Origin of the sequence: Pseudomonas sp. GL-RE-26 (assembly GCF_019956275.1) — a bacterium.
Lineage (GTDB): Bacteria > Pseudomonadota > Gammaproteobacteria > Pseudomonadales > Pseudomonadaceae > Aquipseudomonas > Aquipseudomonas grandcourensis.
Genome location: NZ_JAHBDI010000077.1, coordinates 41,242 through 57,199 on the forward strand (window position 1 = coordinate 41,242; position 15,958 = coordinate 57,199).

Sequence of the window (15,958 nt, forward strand, 5' to 3'; positions counted from 1 at the left end):
AAAAAGCGATCCTCGGATCGCTTTATGGACTGGCCAAACGCCAGACAGCAAAAAGCCCGCACTAGGCGGGCTTTCTGTGGTGACCTGGCGTTCAGTGTTCCAGGTTACCGAATATGGCGCAGCGGACGGGACTCGAACCCGCGACCCCCGGCGTGACAGGCCGGTATTCTAACCGACTGAACTACCGCTGCGCGTAGCGTTGAAAGTAAGTGGTGGGTGATGACGGGATCGAACCGCCGACATTCTGCTTGTAAGGCAGACGCTCTCCCAGCTGAGCTAATCACCCTTTACCTTCGTTGCGGGGCACATTATGCCACAGGTTTTTATAAAGTGTTGATTTATTTGAAGTTTTTTTCAAAAAAATCTAAAAACCGGTGAAACGATGCAACCCACAGGAACAACAGTCAAACTTGAGGCAGAAAAAAACCCGCCTAAGCGGGCTTTTCCGTGGTGACCTGGCGTTCAGTGTTCCAGGTTACCGAATATGGCGCAGCGGACGGGACTCGAACCCGCGACCCCCGGCGTGACAGGCCGGTATTCTAACCGACTGAACTACCGCTGCGCGTAACACTGAAAACGAATGGTGGGTGATGACGGGATCGAACCGCCGACATTCTGCTTGTAAGGCAGACGCTCTCCCAGCTGAGCTAATCACCCTTCGCTTCGGTGTGGCGCGCATTCTACGGAGCGACCCAACCTCTGGCAAGCACTTTTTAAAATAATTTTCTCAGCCCTTCCAAAGGCTTAGAGAAAGGTTGGCCTATGGCACGGCGAAGACAATAATGCCCCCCTTTGTATAAAGGAGAGACTCACCCCATGTGGTTCAAAAACCTGCTTATCTATCGCCTGACCCAAGATCTGCCTGTTGATGCCGAGGCGTTGGAAACTGCACTGGCCACCAAACTGGCGCGCCCATGTGCAAGCCAGGAGTTGACCACCTACGGTTTCGTCGCGCCGTTCGGCAAAGGCGAAGATGCGCCACTGGTACACGTCAGCGGTGACTTCCTGCTGGTGTCCGCGCGCAAGGAAGAACGTATTTTGCCGGGCAGCGTCGTGCGTGACGCGGTCAAGGAAAAGGTCGAAGAGATCGAAGCCGAGCAAATGCGCAAGGTCTACAAGAAGGAACGCGATCAGATCAAGGATGAAATCATCCAGGCCTTCCTGCCCCGCGCCTTTATTCGCCGCTCGTCGACCTTCGCCGCCATCGCGCCGAAACAGGGCCTGATCCTGGTCAACTCGGCCAGCCCGAAACGCGCCGAAGACTTGCTGTCCACATTGCGTGAAGTAATCGGCACCCTGCCGGTGCGTCCACTGACCGTGAAGATGTCCCCGACCGCGACCATGACCGAGTGGGTCACCACCCAGAAAGCCGCGGACGATTTCTTTGTATTGGACGAGTGCGAACTGCGCGACACCCACGAAGACGGCGGCATCGTGCGTTGCAAGCGCCAGGACCTGACCAGCGAAGAAATCCAGCTGCACCTGAGCACCGGCAAAGTGGTCACTCAACTGTCCCTGGCCTGGCAGGACAAACTGTCGTTCGTCCTCGACGACAAAATGGTGGTCAAGCGCCTGAAGTTCGAAGACCTGCTGCAAGACCAGGCGGAACAGGACGGCGGCGAGGAAGCCCTGGGCCAGCTGGACGCCAGCTTCACCCTGATGATGCTGACCTTCGGCGACTTCCTGCCGGCGCTGGTTGAAGCGCTGGGTGGCGAAGAGACTCCGCAGGGGATCTGAATCAGTCGATGAATACCCTGTGGGAGCGAGCTTGCTCGCGATAGCGGAATGTCAGTCAACATCCCTGTTGAATGGTAGTCCCTCATTGCGAGCAAGCTCGCTCCCACAGTTTTATGTAGCGTGTCTAAAAACAAGGATCGGACCATGCGCGCACTGGCTGCATTGAGTCGTTTTGTCGGCAATACCTTCGCTTACTGGGTACTGATTTTCGCTGTCGTGGCGTTTCTGCAGCCCGCATGGTTCCTCGGCCTCAAGAGCGCCATCGTGCCCTTGCTGGGGCTGGTGATGTTCGGCATGGGCCTGACCCTCAAACTCGAAGACTTCGCCGAAGTCGCTCGCCATCCATGGCGCGTGGCCCTGGGCGTGGTTGCACATTTCGTGATCATGCCCGGCGTGGCGTGGTTGCTCTGCCAAGCGTTCCACTTGCCGCCGGAAATCGCCGTCGGCGTGATTCTGGTCGGCTGCTGCCCGAGCGGCACCTCGTCGAACGTGATGACCTGGCTGGCCCGTGGCGACCTGGCGCTGTCGGTGGCCATCGCCGCCGTCACCACCCTCCTCGCCCCGCTGCTGACTCCAGCCCTGATCTGGCTGCTGGCCTCGGCCTGGTTGCCGGTGTCGTTCATGGAGTTGTTCTGGTCGATCCTGCAAGTGGTGCTGTTGCCAATCGTGCTGGGGGTGGTTGCCCAACGGGTGTTCGGCGACAAGGTTCGCCACGCCGTGGACGTGTTGCCGCTGGTGTCGGTGGTCAGCATCGTGATCATCGTCACGGCAGTCGTCGCCGCCAGCCAGGCGAAGATTGCCGAGTCCGGCCTGTTGATCATGGCCGTGGTCATGCTGCACAACAGCTTCGGCTACCTGCTGGGATACTTCACCGGGCGCCTGTTCAAGCTGCCACTGGCCCAGCGCAAGTCCCTGGCCCTGGAAGTCGGCATGCAGAACTCCGGATTGGGTGCCGCGTTGGCGAGTGCGCACTTCTCGCCGCTGGCGGCGGTGCCAAGTGCGTTGTTCAGTGTCTGGCACAACATTTCCGGAGCATTGCTCTCCACGTATTTCCGCCGCATGAGCGAGAAACAGGATCGGGAAATGGCGGCGCAACAGGTCAGTGACTGACTCGCGATCTTGATCCGCGATCTTGATCTGAAAACTTGATCCCTGGGTTAATGCTGGGCACTATATTGCGCAACGCGAGGACGACCTCGCGGCTCGATCGAGTCATTAATCAGGGGACGACCCCGTCAGACGATGGAGGTATTCATGTCCTGGATCATTCTGTTTTTCGCCGGCCTGTTCGAAGTCGGCTGGGCCGTCGGCCTCAAGTACACCGACGGCTTCACCCGCCCGCTCCCCACTGTGTTGACCGTTGCAGCCATGGCTATCAGCCTTGGCTTGCTCGGCCTTGCAATGAAGGAATTGCCGCTGGGTACGGCCTATGCGATCTGGACCGGGGTCGGCGCCGTTGGCACGGTGATCGCCGGGATCATCCTGTTTGGCGAATCCATGGCGCTGGTGCGGTTGGCGAGTGTGGCGTTGATCATTTCCGGGCTTGTTGGCCTGAAGGTCAGCGCTTAACTTTCAGACCGCCATCGTCGGATCGCCGCCCGGAGACAAGCTCGCTCCCACAGGGATTGAAGGCGTGCCTACTGTGTGGCACAACACAAAACCTGTAGGAGCGAGCCTGCTCGCGAAGCGGCTCGCGCAAACAACCGCTATCTGACAGCCCCGCGCAACTCCCCCACCAACGCCTGCAACTTCGCCGGCTCCGCCACTTCAACCGCCACCGCCGGCCCTGCAACCAATGTCACCCGCGACCACAGGCGATGAAACAGCCCCTTACCCGGATCGCGGCTGAAGAAACTCCCCCACAACCCCTGCAAGGCCAGCGGAATCACCGGCACCGGCGTCTCTTCGAGAATCCGCGTCAACCCGCCCCTGAACTCATTGATCTCGCCATCGGCGGTCAATTTACCCTCGGGGAAGATGCACACCAGCTCACCGTCCTTCAGATACCGGGCAATTCGCGTGAAGGCTTGTTCATATATCTGGATATCTTCCTGGCGCCCAGCTATCGGAATCGTCCCCGCGGTACGGAAGATGAAGTTCAGCACCGGCAGGTTGTAGATTTTGTAGTACATGACAAAGCGAATCGGCCGACGTACCGCGCCGCCAATCAGCAAGGCGTCGACGAATGACACGTGATTGCACACCAGCAACGCCGCGCCTTCATCGGGGATCAAATCCAGATTGCGATGCTCGACGCGGTACATGGAGTGGCTGAGCAGCCAGATCATGAAACGCATGGTGAACTCGGGGACGATCTTGAAGATGTAGGCGTTGACGCCGATGTTCAGCAACGACACCACCAGGAACAGCTGCGGGATCGACAGCTTGGCCACACTCAGCAAGACGATCGAGACAATCGCCGACACCACCATGAACAACGCATTGAGGATGTTGTTGGCGGCAATCACCCGCGCCCGTTCGTTCTCCGCGGTACGAGACTGGATCAGCGCGTACAGCGGCACGATGTAGAAACCGCCGAAGACGCCCAGGCCGAGGATATCGAACAACACCAGCCAGGCGTGGCCAAAACCGAGGATCTCGATCCAGCCATGGCCGGTGGCGCTGTCCGGGATTCCACCAGAATGCCACCACAGCAGCAGACCGAAAACGGTCAGGCCGAACGATCCGAACGGCACCAGGCCAATCTCTACTTTGCGCCCCGAGAGCTTCTCGCACAGCAGCGAACCCAATGCGATACCGACCGAGAACACCGTCAGAATCAGCGTCACCACGGTTTCGTCGCCGTGCATCCATTCCTTGGCATAGGCCGGGATCTGCGTCAGGTAAATCGCCCCGACAAACCAGAACCACGAGTTACCGACAATCGAGCGTGACACTGCCGGCGTTTGCCCCAGGCCCAGTTTCAACGTGGCCCAGGACTGGCTGAAGATGTTCCAGTTCAGGCGCATTTGCGGCGTGGCGGCCGCCGCACGGGGAATGCTGCGACTGGCCAGGTAGCCGAGCACGGCAGTGCCGATGATCGCCATGGACACCACCGGCGCGTAATGCGCCGAAGACATCATGACCCCGGCGCCAATGGTGCCGGCAAGGATCGCCAGGAAGGTGCCCATTTCCACCAGGCCGTTGCCGCCTACCAGCTCATCTTCATGCAGGGCTTGTGGCAGGATCGAGTATTTCACCGGCCCGAACAGCGCCGAGTGGGTGCCCATGGCGAACAGCGCCACCAGCATCAACGACAGGTGATCGAACATGAAGCCGACGGCGCCGACCGCCATGATGGCGATTTCCCCAAGCTTGATCAGGCGGATCAACGCGTCCTTGGCGAACTTTTCCCCGAATTGCCCGGCCAGCGCCGAGAACAGGAAAAACGGCAGGATAAACAGCAGCGCACACAGGTTGACCCAGATCGAGCGGTCACCTTCGATGGTCAGCTTGTACAAAATGGCGAGGATCAACGACTGCTTGAACACGTTGTCGTTGAACGCCCCGAGGGACTGGGTGATGAAGAACGGCAGGAAGCGCCGGGTGCGCAGCAAGGTGAACTGTGAGGGGTGACTCATCTTCCATGTGTCCCTGATGTTAGGTAGCAAGTGGCCTGGATTCTTATTGGATTATCAAAAGTCGATCCAGGCCACACCTTACCTAATCTTTGCCGGTTATTTCTTCAATCCGGCAATGCACGGCGAGACAAACAGCTCACCGCGCCAGGCGCCCAGCACCGTGCGCTTGCCGACGATCAGCCACATCACCGCCAGCAACGCCACCAGCACGCAGCCAAACACACTGAAGAACGTCAGGTTCAAGGTACTGGCCAGCTTCAACGTCGCCAGAGAATAGACGCCCAGCGGGAAAGTGAAGCCCCACCAGCCGAGATTGAAGGGAATGCCGGCACGCAGGTAGCGCGCAGTGATCAGCAACGCCATCAGCATCCACCACAAGCCGAAACCCCACAGGGTGATGCCGGCTACCAGACCCAGTCCTGCAGCAATCTCTCCGACTCCCGGCATACCGTTGGCCGCGAAAATCAGCGGTGCGTCGCCGCCCAGTACCAGCATGCCCAGCGCACCGGTGCCGATCGGGCCAAGGGCCAGCCAGCTCGAGGCGGCCATGTTTTCGTGAGGCAACTTATGCAGAGCCATGCGCAGCAACAGAATGGTCAGGATGCTGAAGGCCACCGGCAGGGAAAACGCCCAGAGCACGTAGCTGGTCACCAGCACCACCAGTTGCGAATGAGCGTCGGCCAAGTGCGGCGCCAACAGCCCCCCGCTGGCGGCCGCCACTTCTGCCGCGACCACCGGCAACAGCCAGACCGCTGTCATCTGGTCGATGCTGTGCTCCTGACGGGTGAACATCATGTAGGGAATCAGCACGCCGCAGGCCAGCGACATGGCCACATCCAGCCACCACAGCACCTCGGCGACGTGAATCACACCTTCGCCCCAGCGCGGCAGGCCAAACACCAGGAAGCCATTGATGATGGTCGCCAGGCCCATGGGGATGGTGCCGAAAAACATCGAAACCGTGGAGTGGCCGAAAATCCGCCGCGCTTCGTCGAAAAACAGTACCCAACGCGCCGTGTATACCGCCGTAAACAGCAGGAACAGAGCGATATTGAACAGCCAGAGGGCTTCGGCAAAGGCGTGCAAGGCAGGCATGGCGACCGGCAATTGCGCCAGTGCCAACGCCAGCACGCCGGTGCCCATGGTGGCCGCGAACCAGTTGGGGGTGAACTGGCGGATCACCTCGCGGGGATGTTGCAAGTGACTGAAAGGTTTGATTCCGGGCTTGATGCTATTGGCGCATGTCATGGCGAACTCCTGTCCTCTCGTGAGGTAGAGCCCATGTTAGATCTGAATAGAATATCTATATAACGGGTAATATCTCTATATCTTATCGATATTGCCTATATGCGATCAGACACTTCCTTCCGATTCGACCACCAATATCCGAGCCGGCCCTACCGGATGCGCCACATGCTCAGTGCCAACCGAGGCATAAAAAATGTCACCGACCTCCAGCAAAGCTTCCCGCTCCACCCCATCTTCGCGATAACGCATCTGCACCTGGCCATCGAGCACCACGAACACTTCCTCGCCATCGTTGACGTGCCACTTGTAGGGCTGATCGGTCCAGTGCAGCCGCGTGGTGATGCCGTTCATGCTGGCGATGTCCAGCGCGGCCCAGGCACGCTCGCCAGTGAACGATTTGCTGCGGATGATTTTCATGGTCCGATCCTTCGAGTGAGCTGAGAGGGGCCAAGGCTAACTCAATTTTACCGGTTGGCCTCGCAGGCCCTGACCGAACGTGATCGCAGTAAACCCGCCATTGCACTGAGGGCCAGCACCATCAGCACCGCACAATAACCATCGGTCGTTGCCACCAGACCAAAGGTCCGCGCCAGGTTGCCGGCCAGCAGCGCCGGCAGGCAGAACGCCAGATAACTCAGCGCGTAATACGCCGACATCAACCCGGCGCGCTCATGGGGCAAGGCCAGCGGCACCAGACTGCGTACCGCCCCGAGGAAACCGGCGCCGAAGCCACAACCGGCGACCAGCGTGCCGAGGAAAAACAGCGGCAAGCTGGCGCTGTGCACACCCAGTAGAATCAGGACAACTCCCGCCGGCAACGAACTGGCGCCCAGTTGCAGCGCCTTGGTCGCCGCCTGATTGCGCAGGGTGTAAATCATCAGGGCGCCGGTCACCGTCAATGCGGCGACGGTCGCCCCGCCAATCAGGTTCGAGGTTGAACCGGTCGCCGTACGCACCAGTGAAGGTGCCAGCGACGCGTAGAATCCGCCCAGCGCCCAGGTCGCCGTGTTGAGCGGCAACACCCGCCACAACGTTGCGCGCGCCTGGACAGGCACATGCAGGGTGGGTCGCAATGATGCCCAAGCTCCGGACTGGCGCGTGACGCTCTCCGGCAAACGCCAGACAAATACGGCCTGCATCGCGAACAGAACAAGTAACAGCCAATAGGTCAGGTGCAACGGCGCCGGGGCAAACTCGGCCAGCAAACCGCAGCCCATTCCACCCAGGGCCATGCCGAGCAAGGGCGCGACGCTATTGACCAGTGGGCCTTGCTGGCGATCGGTGTCCAGCAAGGTTGCACTCAACACGGCGGTTGCCATGCCGGTGGCAAACCCTTGCAGGACCCGGGCACTGATCAGCCACGCAACGCTGTCGGCGTAGATAAACAGCAACATCGCCAGGATGTTCAGCAGCACCGCCGTAAAGATCACCGGTTTGCGCCCCAGGTAATCCGACAGCGAGCCGACCGTCAGCAACGCCGCCAACAGGCTGAGGGCGTACACGCCGAAAATCAGGGTCAGGGTCGCTGCCGAAAACTGCATCTGTTCCTGATACAGGTGATACAGCGGCGTCGGCGCAGTGGAGGCCGCCAGGAAACTGAGCAAGGTAACGGCCAGAAACCACAGGCTGGCTCGGTTTGAATGAGAACTGGACATGGGCACACTCCGCAAAAGCTAACTTTTCGCTTTTGCGGAGTGTGCTACTGGATCCCTCTTAAAGCAAATTCTTTGTGTTAAGGTCCGAAACATGACTTTCAGGACCGGGTGCCAGCCGCAAGACCCGGTGCAATACAGGAAACACAAGATGACAGCTCCCACATTACGCCCCGGTGGCCGTAGCGCCCGGGTACAAGAGTCGATTCATTCGGCCGTGCGCCAACTCCTCGAGGAACAGGACCGCGCCAGCGTGACGGTGCCGCAAATTGCGGCGCGCGCGGGTGTCACCCCGTCCACCATCTATCGACGCTGGGGCGATGTGTCGGCGCTGCTGGCCGACGTCGCCCTCGCCCGCATGCAGCCCGACAACGAGCCGGCCAATACCGGCAGCCTTCACGGTGACGTGCGGGCGTGGGCCGAGCAGTACCTGGACGAGATGAGCTCCGAGCCCGGCCGCAACATGCTGTGCGACGTGCAGGCGGCGCTGAAGCCGAGTTATTGCGCGACCATTATTGGCGGGCAACTTCAGACGATTCTGGATCGCTATCCAAATGAGCCCAAGCCCGGTGTCGATCACCTGATCAATCTGATCGCCGCGCCAACGGTGTTTCGCATCCTGTTTTCCGAGGCGCCGCTGGAGGTTGAGGAATTGCACCGGTTGATCGAGCTCGCATTCAGTCAGTGAGGCCCCCATCGTCGGAACGCCGCCCGGACCAAGCTCGCTCCCACAGGGGACGGCGAACAAAGGGCAAATGTGGGAGCGAGCTTGCTCGCGATGGGGCCGGTTCAGGCACTGCAAATCCTCCTGCGACACCCCACCACGCCACGACCTTGGTCGACACTGACTAACGCTGGCGGTCGTGCGAGACTGTTTGTCCGGGCGGGAGGCCCGGGAGCCTTTTGTCTGGAGTCCCCATGTCGCTGTCCACCGGGCTGATTGCCGTCGTCGCCCTGGCCTATATGGCCATCATGTTCGCCATCGCCTTCTATGGCGACCGTCGCAGCGCGCCCTTGCCGCCGCGTGTGCGGGCCTGGGTGTACAGCCTGTCGCTGGCGGTCTATTGCACCAGCTGGACCTTTTTCGGCGCGGTGGGCCAGGCCGCCGAACAGCTCTGGTCGTTCCTGCCGATCTACCTCGGGCCGATCCTGTTGCTGGTCGGCGCGCCGTGGGTCCTGCAAAAAATGGTGATGATCAGCAAACAGGAAAACATCACCTCGATCGCCGACTTCATCGCCGCGCGCTATGGCAAATCCCAGTCGCTGGCGGTGGTAGTGGCGCTGATTTGCCTGGTTGGTGTGTTGCCATACATTGCGCTGCAGCTCAAAGGCATCGTGCTCGGTGTGAACCTGCTGATCGGTGCCGGCGCCGACGCCATGGGCACCCGTGCCCAGGACACCGCGCTGATCGTGTCGCTGGTACTGGCGTTGTTCACCATAGTCTTCGGTACCCGCAACCTCGACGCCACGGAGCACCACCGCGGCATGGTGCTGGCCATCGCCTTCGAATCATTGGTGAAGCTGTTCGCGTTTCTCGCCGTCGGCGCCTTCGTGACCTACGGCCTGTACGACGGTTTCGACGACCTCTTTGACCAGGCCATGTTGGCGCCGCGACTCGAACAGTACTGGAAGGAAACCATCAACTGGCCGTCGATGGTGGTGCAGACCGGTGTGGCGATGATGGCGATCATTTGCCTGCCACGGCAGTTCCACGTGACCGTTGTCGAGAACATCGACCCTCAGGATCTGCGCCTGGCCAAGTGGGTATTCCCGGCCTACCTCGCCCTCGCCGCTTTGTTTGTCGTGCCGATCGCCCTGGCCGGCCAGATGATGCTGCCCAGCTCGGTGTTGCCGGACTCGTTCGTCATCAGCCTGCCCCTGGCCCAGGCGCATCCGGCGTTGGCCCTGCTGGCATTTATCGGTGGCGCATCGGCGGCCACCGGCATGGTGATCGTGGCCAGCGTGGCGCTGTCGACCATGGTGTCCAACGATATGCTGCTGCCCTGGCTGCTGCGTCGCAACAACGCCGAGCGCCCGTTCGAAGTGTTCCGCCAGTGGATGCTGTCGGTGCGCCGCGTCAGTATCGTGGTCATTCTGCTGCTGGCCTACGTCAGTTATCGCCTGCTGGGCTCGACCGCCAGCCTGGCGACCATTGGCCAGATCGCCTTCGCCGCCGTAACCCAGTTGGCCCCCGCCATGCTCGGTGCGCTGTACTGGAAACAGGCCAACCGCCGCGGTGTTTTCGCTGGCCTCGCCGCAGGCACCTTCCTGTGGTTCTACACCTTGATCCTGCCGATTGCCGCCCTTAGCCTCGGTGTGTCCTTGAGCACGTTCCCGGGGCTGGCCTGGCTGCACAGCAATCCACTGAACCTGCCGATCACCCCGCTGACCCAGGGCGTGGTGCTGTCGCTGGCAGGCAACTTCACGCTGTTCGCCTGGGTCTCGGTGCTGTCGCGCACCCGGGTTTCCGAGCACTGGCAGGCGGGCCGCTTCATCGGCCAGGAAATCAGCGCTCGCCCCAGCGCACGCTCGATGCTTTCAGTGCAGATCGACGACCTGCTGCAACTGGCGGCACGCTTCGTCGGCGAAGAACGTGCCCGTCAAAGCTTTATCCGCTTTGCCTATCGCCAGGGCAAGGGCTTCAACCCGAACCAGAACGCCGACAGTGAATGGATCGCCCATACCGAACGCTTGCTGGCCGGCGTGCTCGGTGCTTCCTCGACCCGCGCGGTGGTAAAGGCCGCCATTGAAGGCCGGGAGATGCAACTGGAGGACGTCGTGCGCATCGCCGACGAAGCCTCGGAGGTACTGCAATTCAACCGTGCCTTGCTGCAAGGCGCCATCGAGAACATCACCCAGGGCATCAGCGTCGTCGACCAGTCGCTGAAGCTGGTGGCCTGGAACCGCCGATACCTGGAGCTGTTCAACTACCCGGACGGCCTGATCAGCGTCGGCCGGCCCATCGCCGACATTATTCGCCACAATGCCGAGCGCGGACTGTGTGGCCCCGGCGAAGCCGAAGTGCACGTCGCGCGTCGCCTGCACTGGATGCGTCAGGGCCGCGCGCATACCTCCGAGCGCCTGTTCCCCAATGGTCGGGTGATCGAGCTGATCGGCAACCCGATGCCGGGCGGCGGCTTCGTCATGAGTTTCACCGACATCACCGCGTTCCGCGAAGCAGAGCAGGCGCTGACCGAAGCCAACGAAGGCCTGGAGCGACGGGTCACCGAACGGACCCACGAATTGTCGCAGCTCAACGTTGCCCTGACCGAAGCCAAGGGCACCGCCGAGGCGGCCAACCAGTCGAAGACCCGTTTCCTCGCAGCCGTCAGCCATGACTTGATGCAACCGTTGAATGCGGCACGGCTGTTCTCCGCCGCCCTCTCCCATCAAGACGATGGGTTGTCCGGCGAAGCGCAGAAACTGGTCGGGCACCTGGACAGCTCGCTGCGCTCGGCCGAGGACTTGATCAGCGACCTGCTGGACATTTCCCGCCTGGAAAACGGCAAGATCAACCCTAATCGCCAGCCATTCGCCCTCAACGAACTGTTCGACACCCTCGGTACAGAGTTCAAGGTGTTGGCGCGAGAACAAAAACTGGAGTTCCGGGTTCGCGCAAGCACGTTGCGGGTCGACAGCGACATCAAACTGTTGCGGCGGATCCTGCAGAACTTCCTGACCAACGCTTTCCGCTACGGCAAAGGGCCGGTGCTGCTGGGGGTTCGCCGACACCAGGACCAACTGTGCCTGGAAGTCTGGGACCGTGGGCCAGGTATTCCGGAAGATAAACTGCAGGTGATTTTCGAAGAGTTCAAGCGCCTCGACAGCCACCAGACACGGGCCGAAAAAGGCCTCGGCCTGGGGCTGGCGATTGCCGACGGGCTATGTCGCGTGCTCGGTCATACCTTGCGCGTACGCTCCTGGCCGGGACGCGGTAGCGTGTTCAGCGTCAGCGTGCCGCTGGCCCGGGCGCAAACCGCAGCACCGGTCAAGGTCGCCGAACTCAATGGCAAATTGCTCAATGGCGCGCAGGTTCTGTGTATCGACAATGAAGACAGCATCCTGATCGGCATGAACAGCCTGCTCAGCCGCTGGGGTTGCCAGGTCTGGACCGCGCGCAATCGCGAGGAATGCGCCGCGTTGCTCGGCGAAGGCATGCGCCCGCAATTGGCGCTGGTGGATTACCACCTCGATCACGGCGAGACCGGAACCGATTTGATGGCGTGGTTGCGCACGCAAATGGGCGAGCCGGTTCCGGGGGTGGTGATCAGCGCCGATGGCCGGCCAGAGACGGTCGACCTGGTGCATGCCGCGGGGCTGGATTACCTGGCCAAACCGGTGAAACCGGCGGCGTTGCGGGCGTTGTTGAGCCGGTACATACCGTTGTAGCGCGGCAGCTAACGCTTGCCCCCTCGCCACAGTAATAAGCAGTCGACCGGGGCTATTCCGGCAACTCGACCAACCCATCCACATCAGTCATCGCCCGCTCCAGCAAGTCCGCCGGCAGGCTCTTGCTCGCCCGCGCGCCCAGCAGCTTGAGTTGTTCACTGCGACTGACCAGGTTGCCGCGCCCCTCTGTCAGCTTGTTGCGTGCCGAACTGTAGGCCTTGTCCAGTTGCTGCAGGCGATTGCCGACTTCGTCCAGATCCTGAATGAACAGCACGAACTTGTCGTACAGCCACCCGGCCCGCTCGGCGATTTCCCGGGCATTCTGGCTCTGGCGCTCCTGCTTCCACAGGCTGTCGATGACACGCAGGGTCGCCAACAATGTGGTGGGGCTGACGATCACGATGTTGCGATCGAACGCCTCTTGGAACAGCGTCGGCTCAGCCTGCAACGCGGCAGAAAACGCCGCCTCGATCGGCACGAAGAGCAACACGAAATCCAGGCTGTGCAAGCCATCGAGGCGCTTGTAATCCTTGCCGGCCAAGCCTTTGACGTGATTGCGCAACGACAGCACGTGCTGCTTGATGGCGATCTGGCCGATGGCCTCGTCTTCGGCCGCGACGTATTGCTGATAGGCCGTCAGGCTGACCTTGGAATCGACCACCACCTGCTTGTCGCCCGGCAGATAAATGATCACGTCCGGCTGGAAGCGCTCGCCGTCCGGTCCCTTGAGATTGACCTGAGTCTGGTACTCGCGGCCCTTCTCCAGCCCTGCATGCTCAAGCACGCGCTCAAGGATCAGTTCGCCCCAATTGCCCTGGGTCTTCTGCCCTTTCAAGGCGCGGGTCAAGTTGGTGGCTTCATCGCTCAGGCGCAAATTCAGCTGTTGAAGGCGCTCCAGCTCCTTGGCCAAGGAGAAACGCTCACGGGCCTCGTTCTGATAGCTTTCCTCGACTCGTTTTTCGAAGGACTGGATGCGTTCCTTGAGTGGATCGAGCAACTGCCCCAGACGCTGCTGGCTGGTTTCGGCAAAGCGCTGCTCGCGCTCATCGAAAATTTTCCCCGCCAGCTCGGCAAACTGCGCGCGCAACTCGTCCCGCGAACCTTGCAGGTCGTTGAGGCGCTGCTGATGGCTGTCCTGTTGCTCGCGCAATTCGGCGTTGAGCGACGCTGCCTGGGCATCCAGACGGCGCAATTCGGCTTCTTTGCCGGCGCGTTCGATATTCCACGCATGGGCCGCATCCCGGGCGTCGTCGCGCTCGATCTGCAGCAATTCGACTTCACGACGCAGCGCAGCCAGGTCAGCCTGTTTGGCGGCGTTGGCCTGGGTCAGGTCAGCCGCTTCATCGCGGCTGGATTCGAGCTGGGCATTCAAGCCGTCCTGCGCCAGTTGCGCCATGGCCAGACGTTCTTGCAGCAGCGCGACATCGGCTTGCGTGGTGCTGGCCCGACGCTGCAGTTGCCAGGCCAATACCAGCAACGGCAACGCTGCCCCTGCCAGACCCAGCAATATGCTGGTCAAGTCCATTGCCATAGCCATTCCTGCCATTCGGATAAAGCCTGAAGGTTAACCAAGAGGTCCGGTCTTGGACAGCTCAGTCTTCGATCAGCCCCAGTTCCTGTTGAGCGCGGTGATCGCCTGCCCGAGCGGCCTGACGCAACAGGTCCTGACCGATCCGGCGGTCCCGGGCATTCCCGCATTCGCGGCACATCAACTGGCCAAGACGGCTTTGCGCAGCCACCACGCCTTCACGGGCCGGTTGCTTGAGCAGACGTCCGGCGATGTGTTTGACGTTACGGTTTTCGCCCAGATGCGGACTGTCCAACAGCCACTCCGCCACGCGCATGGAAAAGCGCTTGGTAGGGGCAACAGAGGGCGGTGTGGAGGAAGAGGAAACAGAGGCTGAGCGAAACTTCATAAAGCACTGTGGGGCAGATCAGAAGGCGCGCAACTTTACTCTCTTTTTCTTACAGGTAAAGCTGAAAATATCCCGGCACGCCCGTCCTAGAGCAAGCGCTCGGGACAATCCACAGAAGCTGTGGATAACTCAGTGGACAACCGCCTTCGAACCCGCTCAAAGCCCTGTGGAATGGGGCTCGCAGTCAAACTGACGATTTTTTCACCAGTAAAAAAAAGCGATGTTTTTCATTGACTTAAATTTTGGTTACAGGCAGCCATTACGCTTGAACGTGAGATGACAGCAGGGTGACAGACCGCGCAACTAATGTGCACAAGTGCCTTTGCGATGGTTATATCGACGCCCTTTTTCGGCGCATATTTTTGTCGTGCCTGGGGATAAGCCTTGGCAAACCCGGTGCCTGGACGGCTGCGTTGCTACAAACTTCGATGACCAGTGGTCGGTTTGTGTCCCGAAACAGGGCGTATCAATCCCGGGCCGCGTAGCTTTGTACGCACCTCTACGAAGGCAAAACAGCCCGATCAGGCACCTACCGGGAAATTCTTTTCGCTAACACACTTCCATTGGCCAGTTCAATCCGTTAGTATCCGCGGCGTTAGTACCAAGCTGAAAGTCAATTCTGGTCGAACAAATCCCCCCGGTCAGCCTTCCCAACGGAAGCCTCCACCGAACAAGCGGGATCGACCACCTCGATGGTTTCCAGGTAAATCTTGCGCCAACACAACCTTTGAATCGAAAGCAAAGGGTGTTGCTCCGCCTGTCTACTCTGCTCGAACCAACCTGCAAATTGATCAGGATCTTCACCCCGGGCCCAGAACCTTTGCCCTTGATGTGTTGCCTGCCCTCCTAAGTACCTACCTGCCAGCCCAAGCGCGCCAACTTATCAGCGCTTCAAACTGGCTGCTTTGTTCCAGTCGGGTTCTTCGTTCGATCAATGGTGATCGACGTTACTGGAACGTTTTAACGTTGCACGGTTCTTATCCGTGTCATTTGTAGGAACACCCAATAATGTCTACTCAAATCCACACTCAGGATGCCATTCGCACCCTAACCAACGCTTTTGCACCAATGAACTGCCTGATCATGGCCGCTCGCAAAGGCTGCTTCAGCTTCACCCTGGTCAACGAACACGGTATCGCTCGTCACAGCGAACGCCTGTACCCCGATCAATACTCCAGCGCCGAGCCGCTGCAGGCCGTGATCGAGCGTACCCGTCAGGCACTGGTTGCCTGAAACGCCAGAAAGGCTGAAAAACCCAAAAGCCCTGCCCGAAAAGCGGGGCTTTTTATTGCCCGATATTTCCTTCCCCTCGAATCACGACTAAGCACGATCCGATATAACGGTTATAACTGGTCGCTGGAAATATTTTAAAAACAGGCCTTTACAGCGCGAATATGACACTACACTTCAACTCAAGCGGCTTGACCCGCTTGCG

At 60.1% G+C, this 15,958-nt stretch carries 12 protein-coding genes and 4 tRNA genes; 6 read left to right on the plus strand and 10 right to left on the minus strand.

What is annotated here, in order from left to right:
* Nucleotides 1–114 precede the first annotated feature (114 nt).
* The 4 genes from KGB07_RS26795 to KGB07_RS26810 all read right to left on the minus strand — a co-directional run bounded on the left by KGB07_RS26795 (nucleotide 115) and on the right by KGB07_RS26810 (nucleotide 657).
* Nucleotides 115–191 (minus strand) — tRNA-Asp (locus tag KGB07_RS26795).
* A 19-nt stretch (nucleotides 192–210) separates the two neighbouring features.
* A tRNA-Val gene (locus KGB07_RS26800) sits at nucleotides 211–286 on the minus strand.
* A gap of 199 nt (nucleotides 287–485) precedes the next feature.
* Nucleotides 486–562 (minus strand) — tRNA-Asp (locus tag KGB07_RS26805).
* Nucleotides 563–581: 19 nt separating this feature from the next.
* Nucleotides 582–657 (minus strand) — tRNA-Val (locus tag KGB07_RS26810).
* A 159-nt stretch (nucleotides 658–816) separates the two neighbouring features.
* Between KGB07_RS26810 and rdgC the strand changes: the two genes are divergently transcribed.
* The 3 genes from rdgC to sugE all read left to right on the plus strand — a co-directional run bounded on the left by rdgC (nucleotide 817) and on the right by sugE (nucleotide 3,306).
* Entirely contained in the window at nucleotides 817–1,737 is a 921-nt protein-coding gene (gene rdgC, locus KGB07_RS26815; RefSeq protein WP_110662726.1) for a recombination-associated protein RdgC, read from the plus strand.
* A 144-nt stretch (nucleotides 1,738–1,881) separates the two neighbouring features.
* A complete protein-coding gene (locus tag KGB07_RS26820; protein WP_223467108.1) occupies nucleotides 1,882–2,847 on the plus strand; it encodes a bile acid:sodium symporter family protein in 966 nt (321 codons plus the stop codon).
* A gap of 144 nt (nucleotides 2,848–2,991) precedes the next feature.
* The gene (sugE, locus tag KGB07_RS26825; RefSeq protein ID WP_007977599.1) at nucleotides 2,992–3,306 is read left to right on the plus strand and encodes a quaternary ammonium compound efflux SMR transporter SugE; all 315 of its coding nucleotides are present in this window, start codon (nucleotides 2,992–2,994) and stop codon (nucleotides 3,304–3,306) included.
* A gap of 137 nt (nucleotides 3,307–3,443) precedes the next feature.
* On the opposite strand, the gene KGB07_RS26830 is transcribed toward sugE, so the two are convergent.
* From KGB07_RS26830 to KGB07_RS26845, 4 genes are all read right to left on the minus strand, one after another.
* Nucleotides 3,444–5,318 carry an MFS transporter gene (locus KGB07_RS26830; protein WP_223467110.1) on the minus strand — a complete coding sequence of 625 codons (1,875 nt, stop codon included), beginning with the start codon at nucleotides 5,316–5,318 and terminating at the stop codon, nucleotides 3,444–3,446.
* A gap of 96 nt (nucleotides 5,319–5,414) precedes the next feature.
* Complete coding sequence (locus KGB07_RS26835) at nucleotides 5,415–6,566, minus strand: TDT family transporter (RefSeq protein ID WP_223467112.1); 1,152 nt, start codon at nucleotides 6,564–6,566, stop codon at nucleotides 5,415–5,417.
* A gap of 105 nt (nucleotides 6,567–6,671) precedes the next feature.
* Nucleotides 6,672–6,983, minus strand: a complete 312-nt coding sequence (locus KGB07_RS26840; protein WP_046037609.1) for a cupin domain-containing protein — start codon at nucleotides 6,981–6,983, stop codon at nucleotides 6,672–6,674.
* Between the two features lie 47 nt (nucleotides 6,984–7,030).
* Complete coding sequence (locus tag KGB07_RS26845; RefSeq protein WP_046037610.1) at nucleotides 7,031–8,221, minus strand: MFS transporter; 1,191 nt, start codon at nucleotides 8,219–8,221, stop codon at nucleotides 7,031–7,033.
* A 148-nt stretch (nucleotides 8,222–8,369) separates the two neighbouring features.
* On the opposite strand from KGB07_RS26845, the gene KGB07_RS26850 reads away from it, so the two are divergent.
* Both KGB07_RS26850 and KGB07_RS26855 read left to right on the plus strand, forming a co-directional pair.
* Nucleotides 8,370–8,906 carry a TetR/AcrR family transcriptional regulator gene (locus KGB07_RS26850; RefSeq protein ID WP_223467114.1) on the plus strand — a complete coding sequence of 179 codons (537 nt, stop codon included), beginning with the start codon at nucleotides 8,370–8,372 and terminating at the stop codon, nucleotides 8,904–8,906.
* Nucleotides 8,907–9,136: 230 nt separating this feature from the next.
* A complete protein-coding gene (locus KGB07_RS26855; RefSeq protein ID WP_223467116.1) occupies nucleotides 9,137–12,607 on the plus strand; it encodes a PAS domain-containing hybrid sensor histidine kinase/response regulator in 3,471 nt (1,156 codons plus the stop codon).
* A 52-nt stretch (nucleotides 12,608–12,659) separates the two neighbouring features.
* Here KGB07_RS26855 and rmuC read toward each other — a convergent pair whose 3' ends face one another.
* Nucleotides 12,660–14,024 (minus strand): DNA recombination protein RmuC, encoded by a 1,365-nt coding sequence (gene rmuC, locus KGB07_RS26860; protein ID WP_162252406.1) that lies wholly within the window; start codon nucleotides 14,022–14,024, stop codon nucleotides 12,660–12,662.
* Between the two features lie 175 nt (nucleotides 14,025–14,199).
* A complete protein-coding gene (locus KGB07_RS26865) occupies nucleotides 14,200–14,523 on the minus strand; it encodes a hypothetical protein (protein ID WP_080925238.1) in 324 nt (107 codons plus the stop codon).
* A gap of 1,008 nt (nucleotides 14,524–15,531) precedes the next feature.
* On the opposite strand from KGB07_RS26865, the gene KGB07_RS26870 reads away from it, so the two are divergent.
* On the plus strand, nucleotides 15,532–15,756 hold the full coding sequence (locus KGB07_RS26870) for a hypothetical protein (RefSeq protein WP_007898912.1): 225 nt from the start codon (nucleotides 15,532–15,534) through the stop codon (nucleotides 15,754–15,756).
* Nucleotides 15,757–15,958 lie beyond the last annotated feature (202 nt).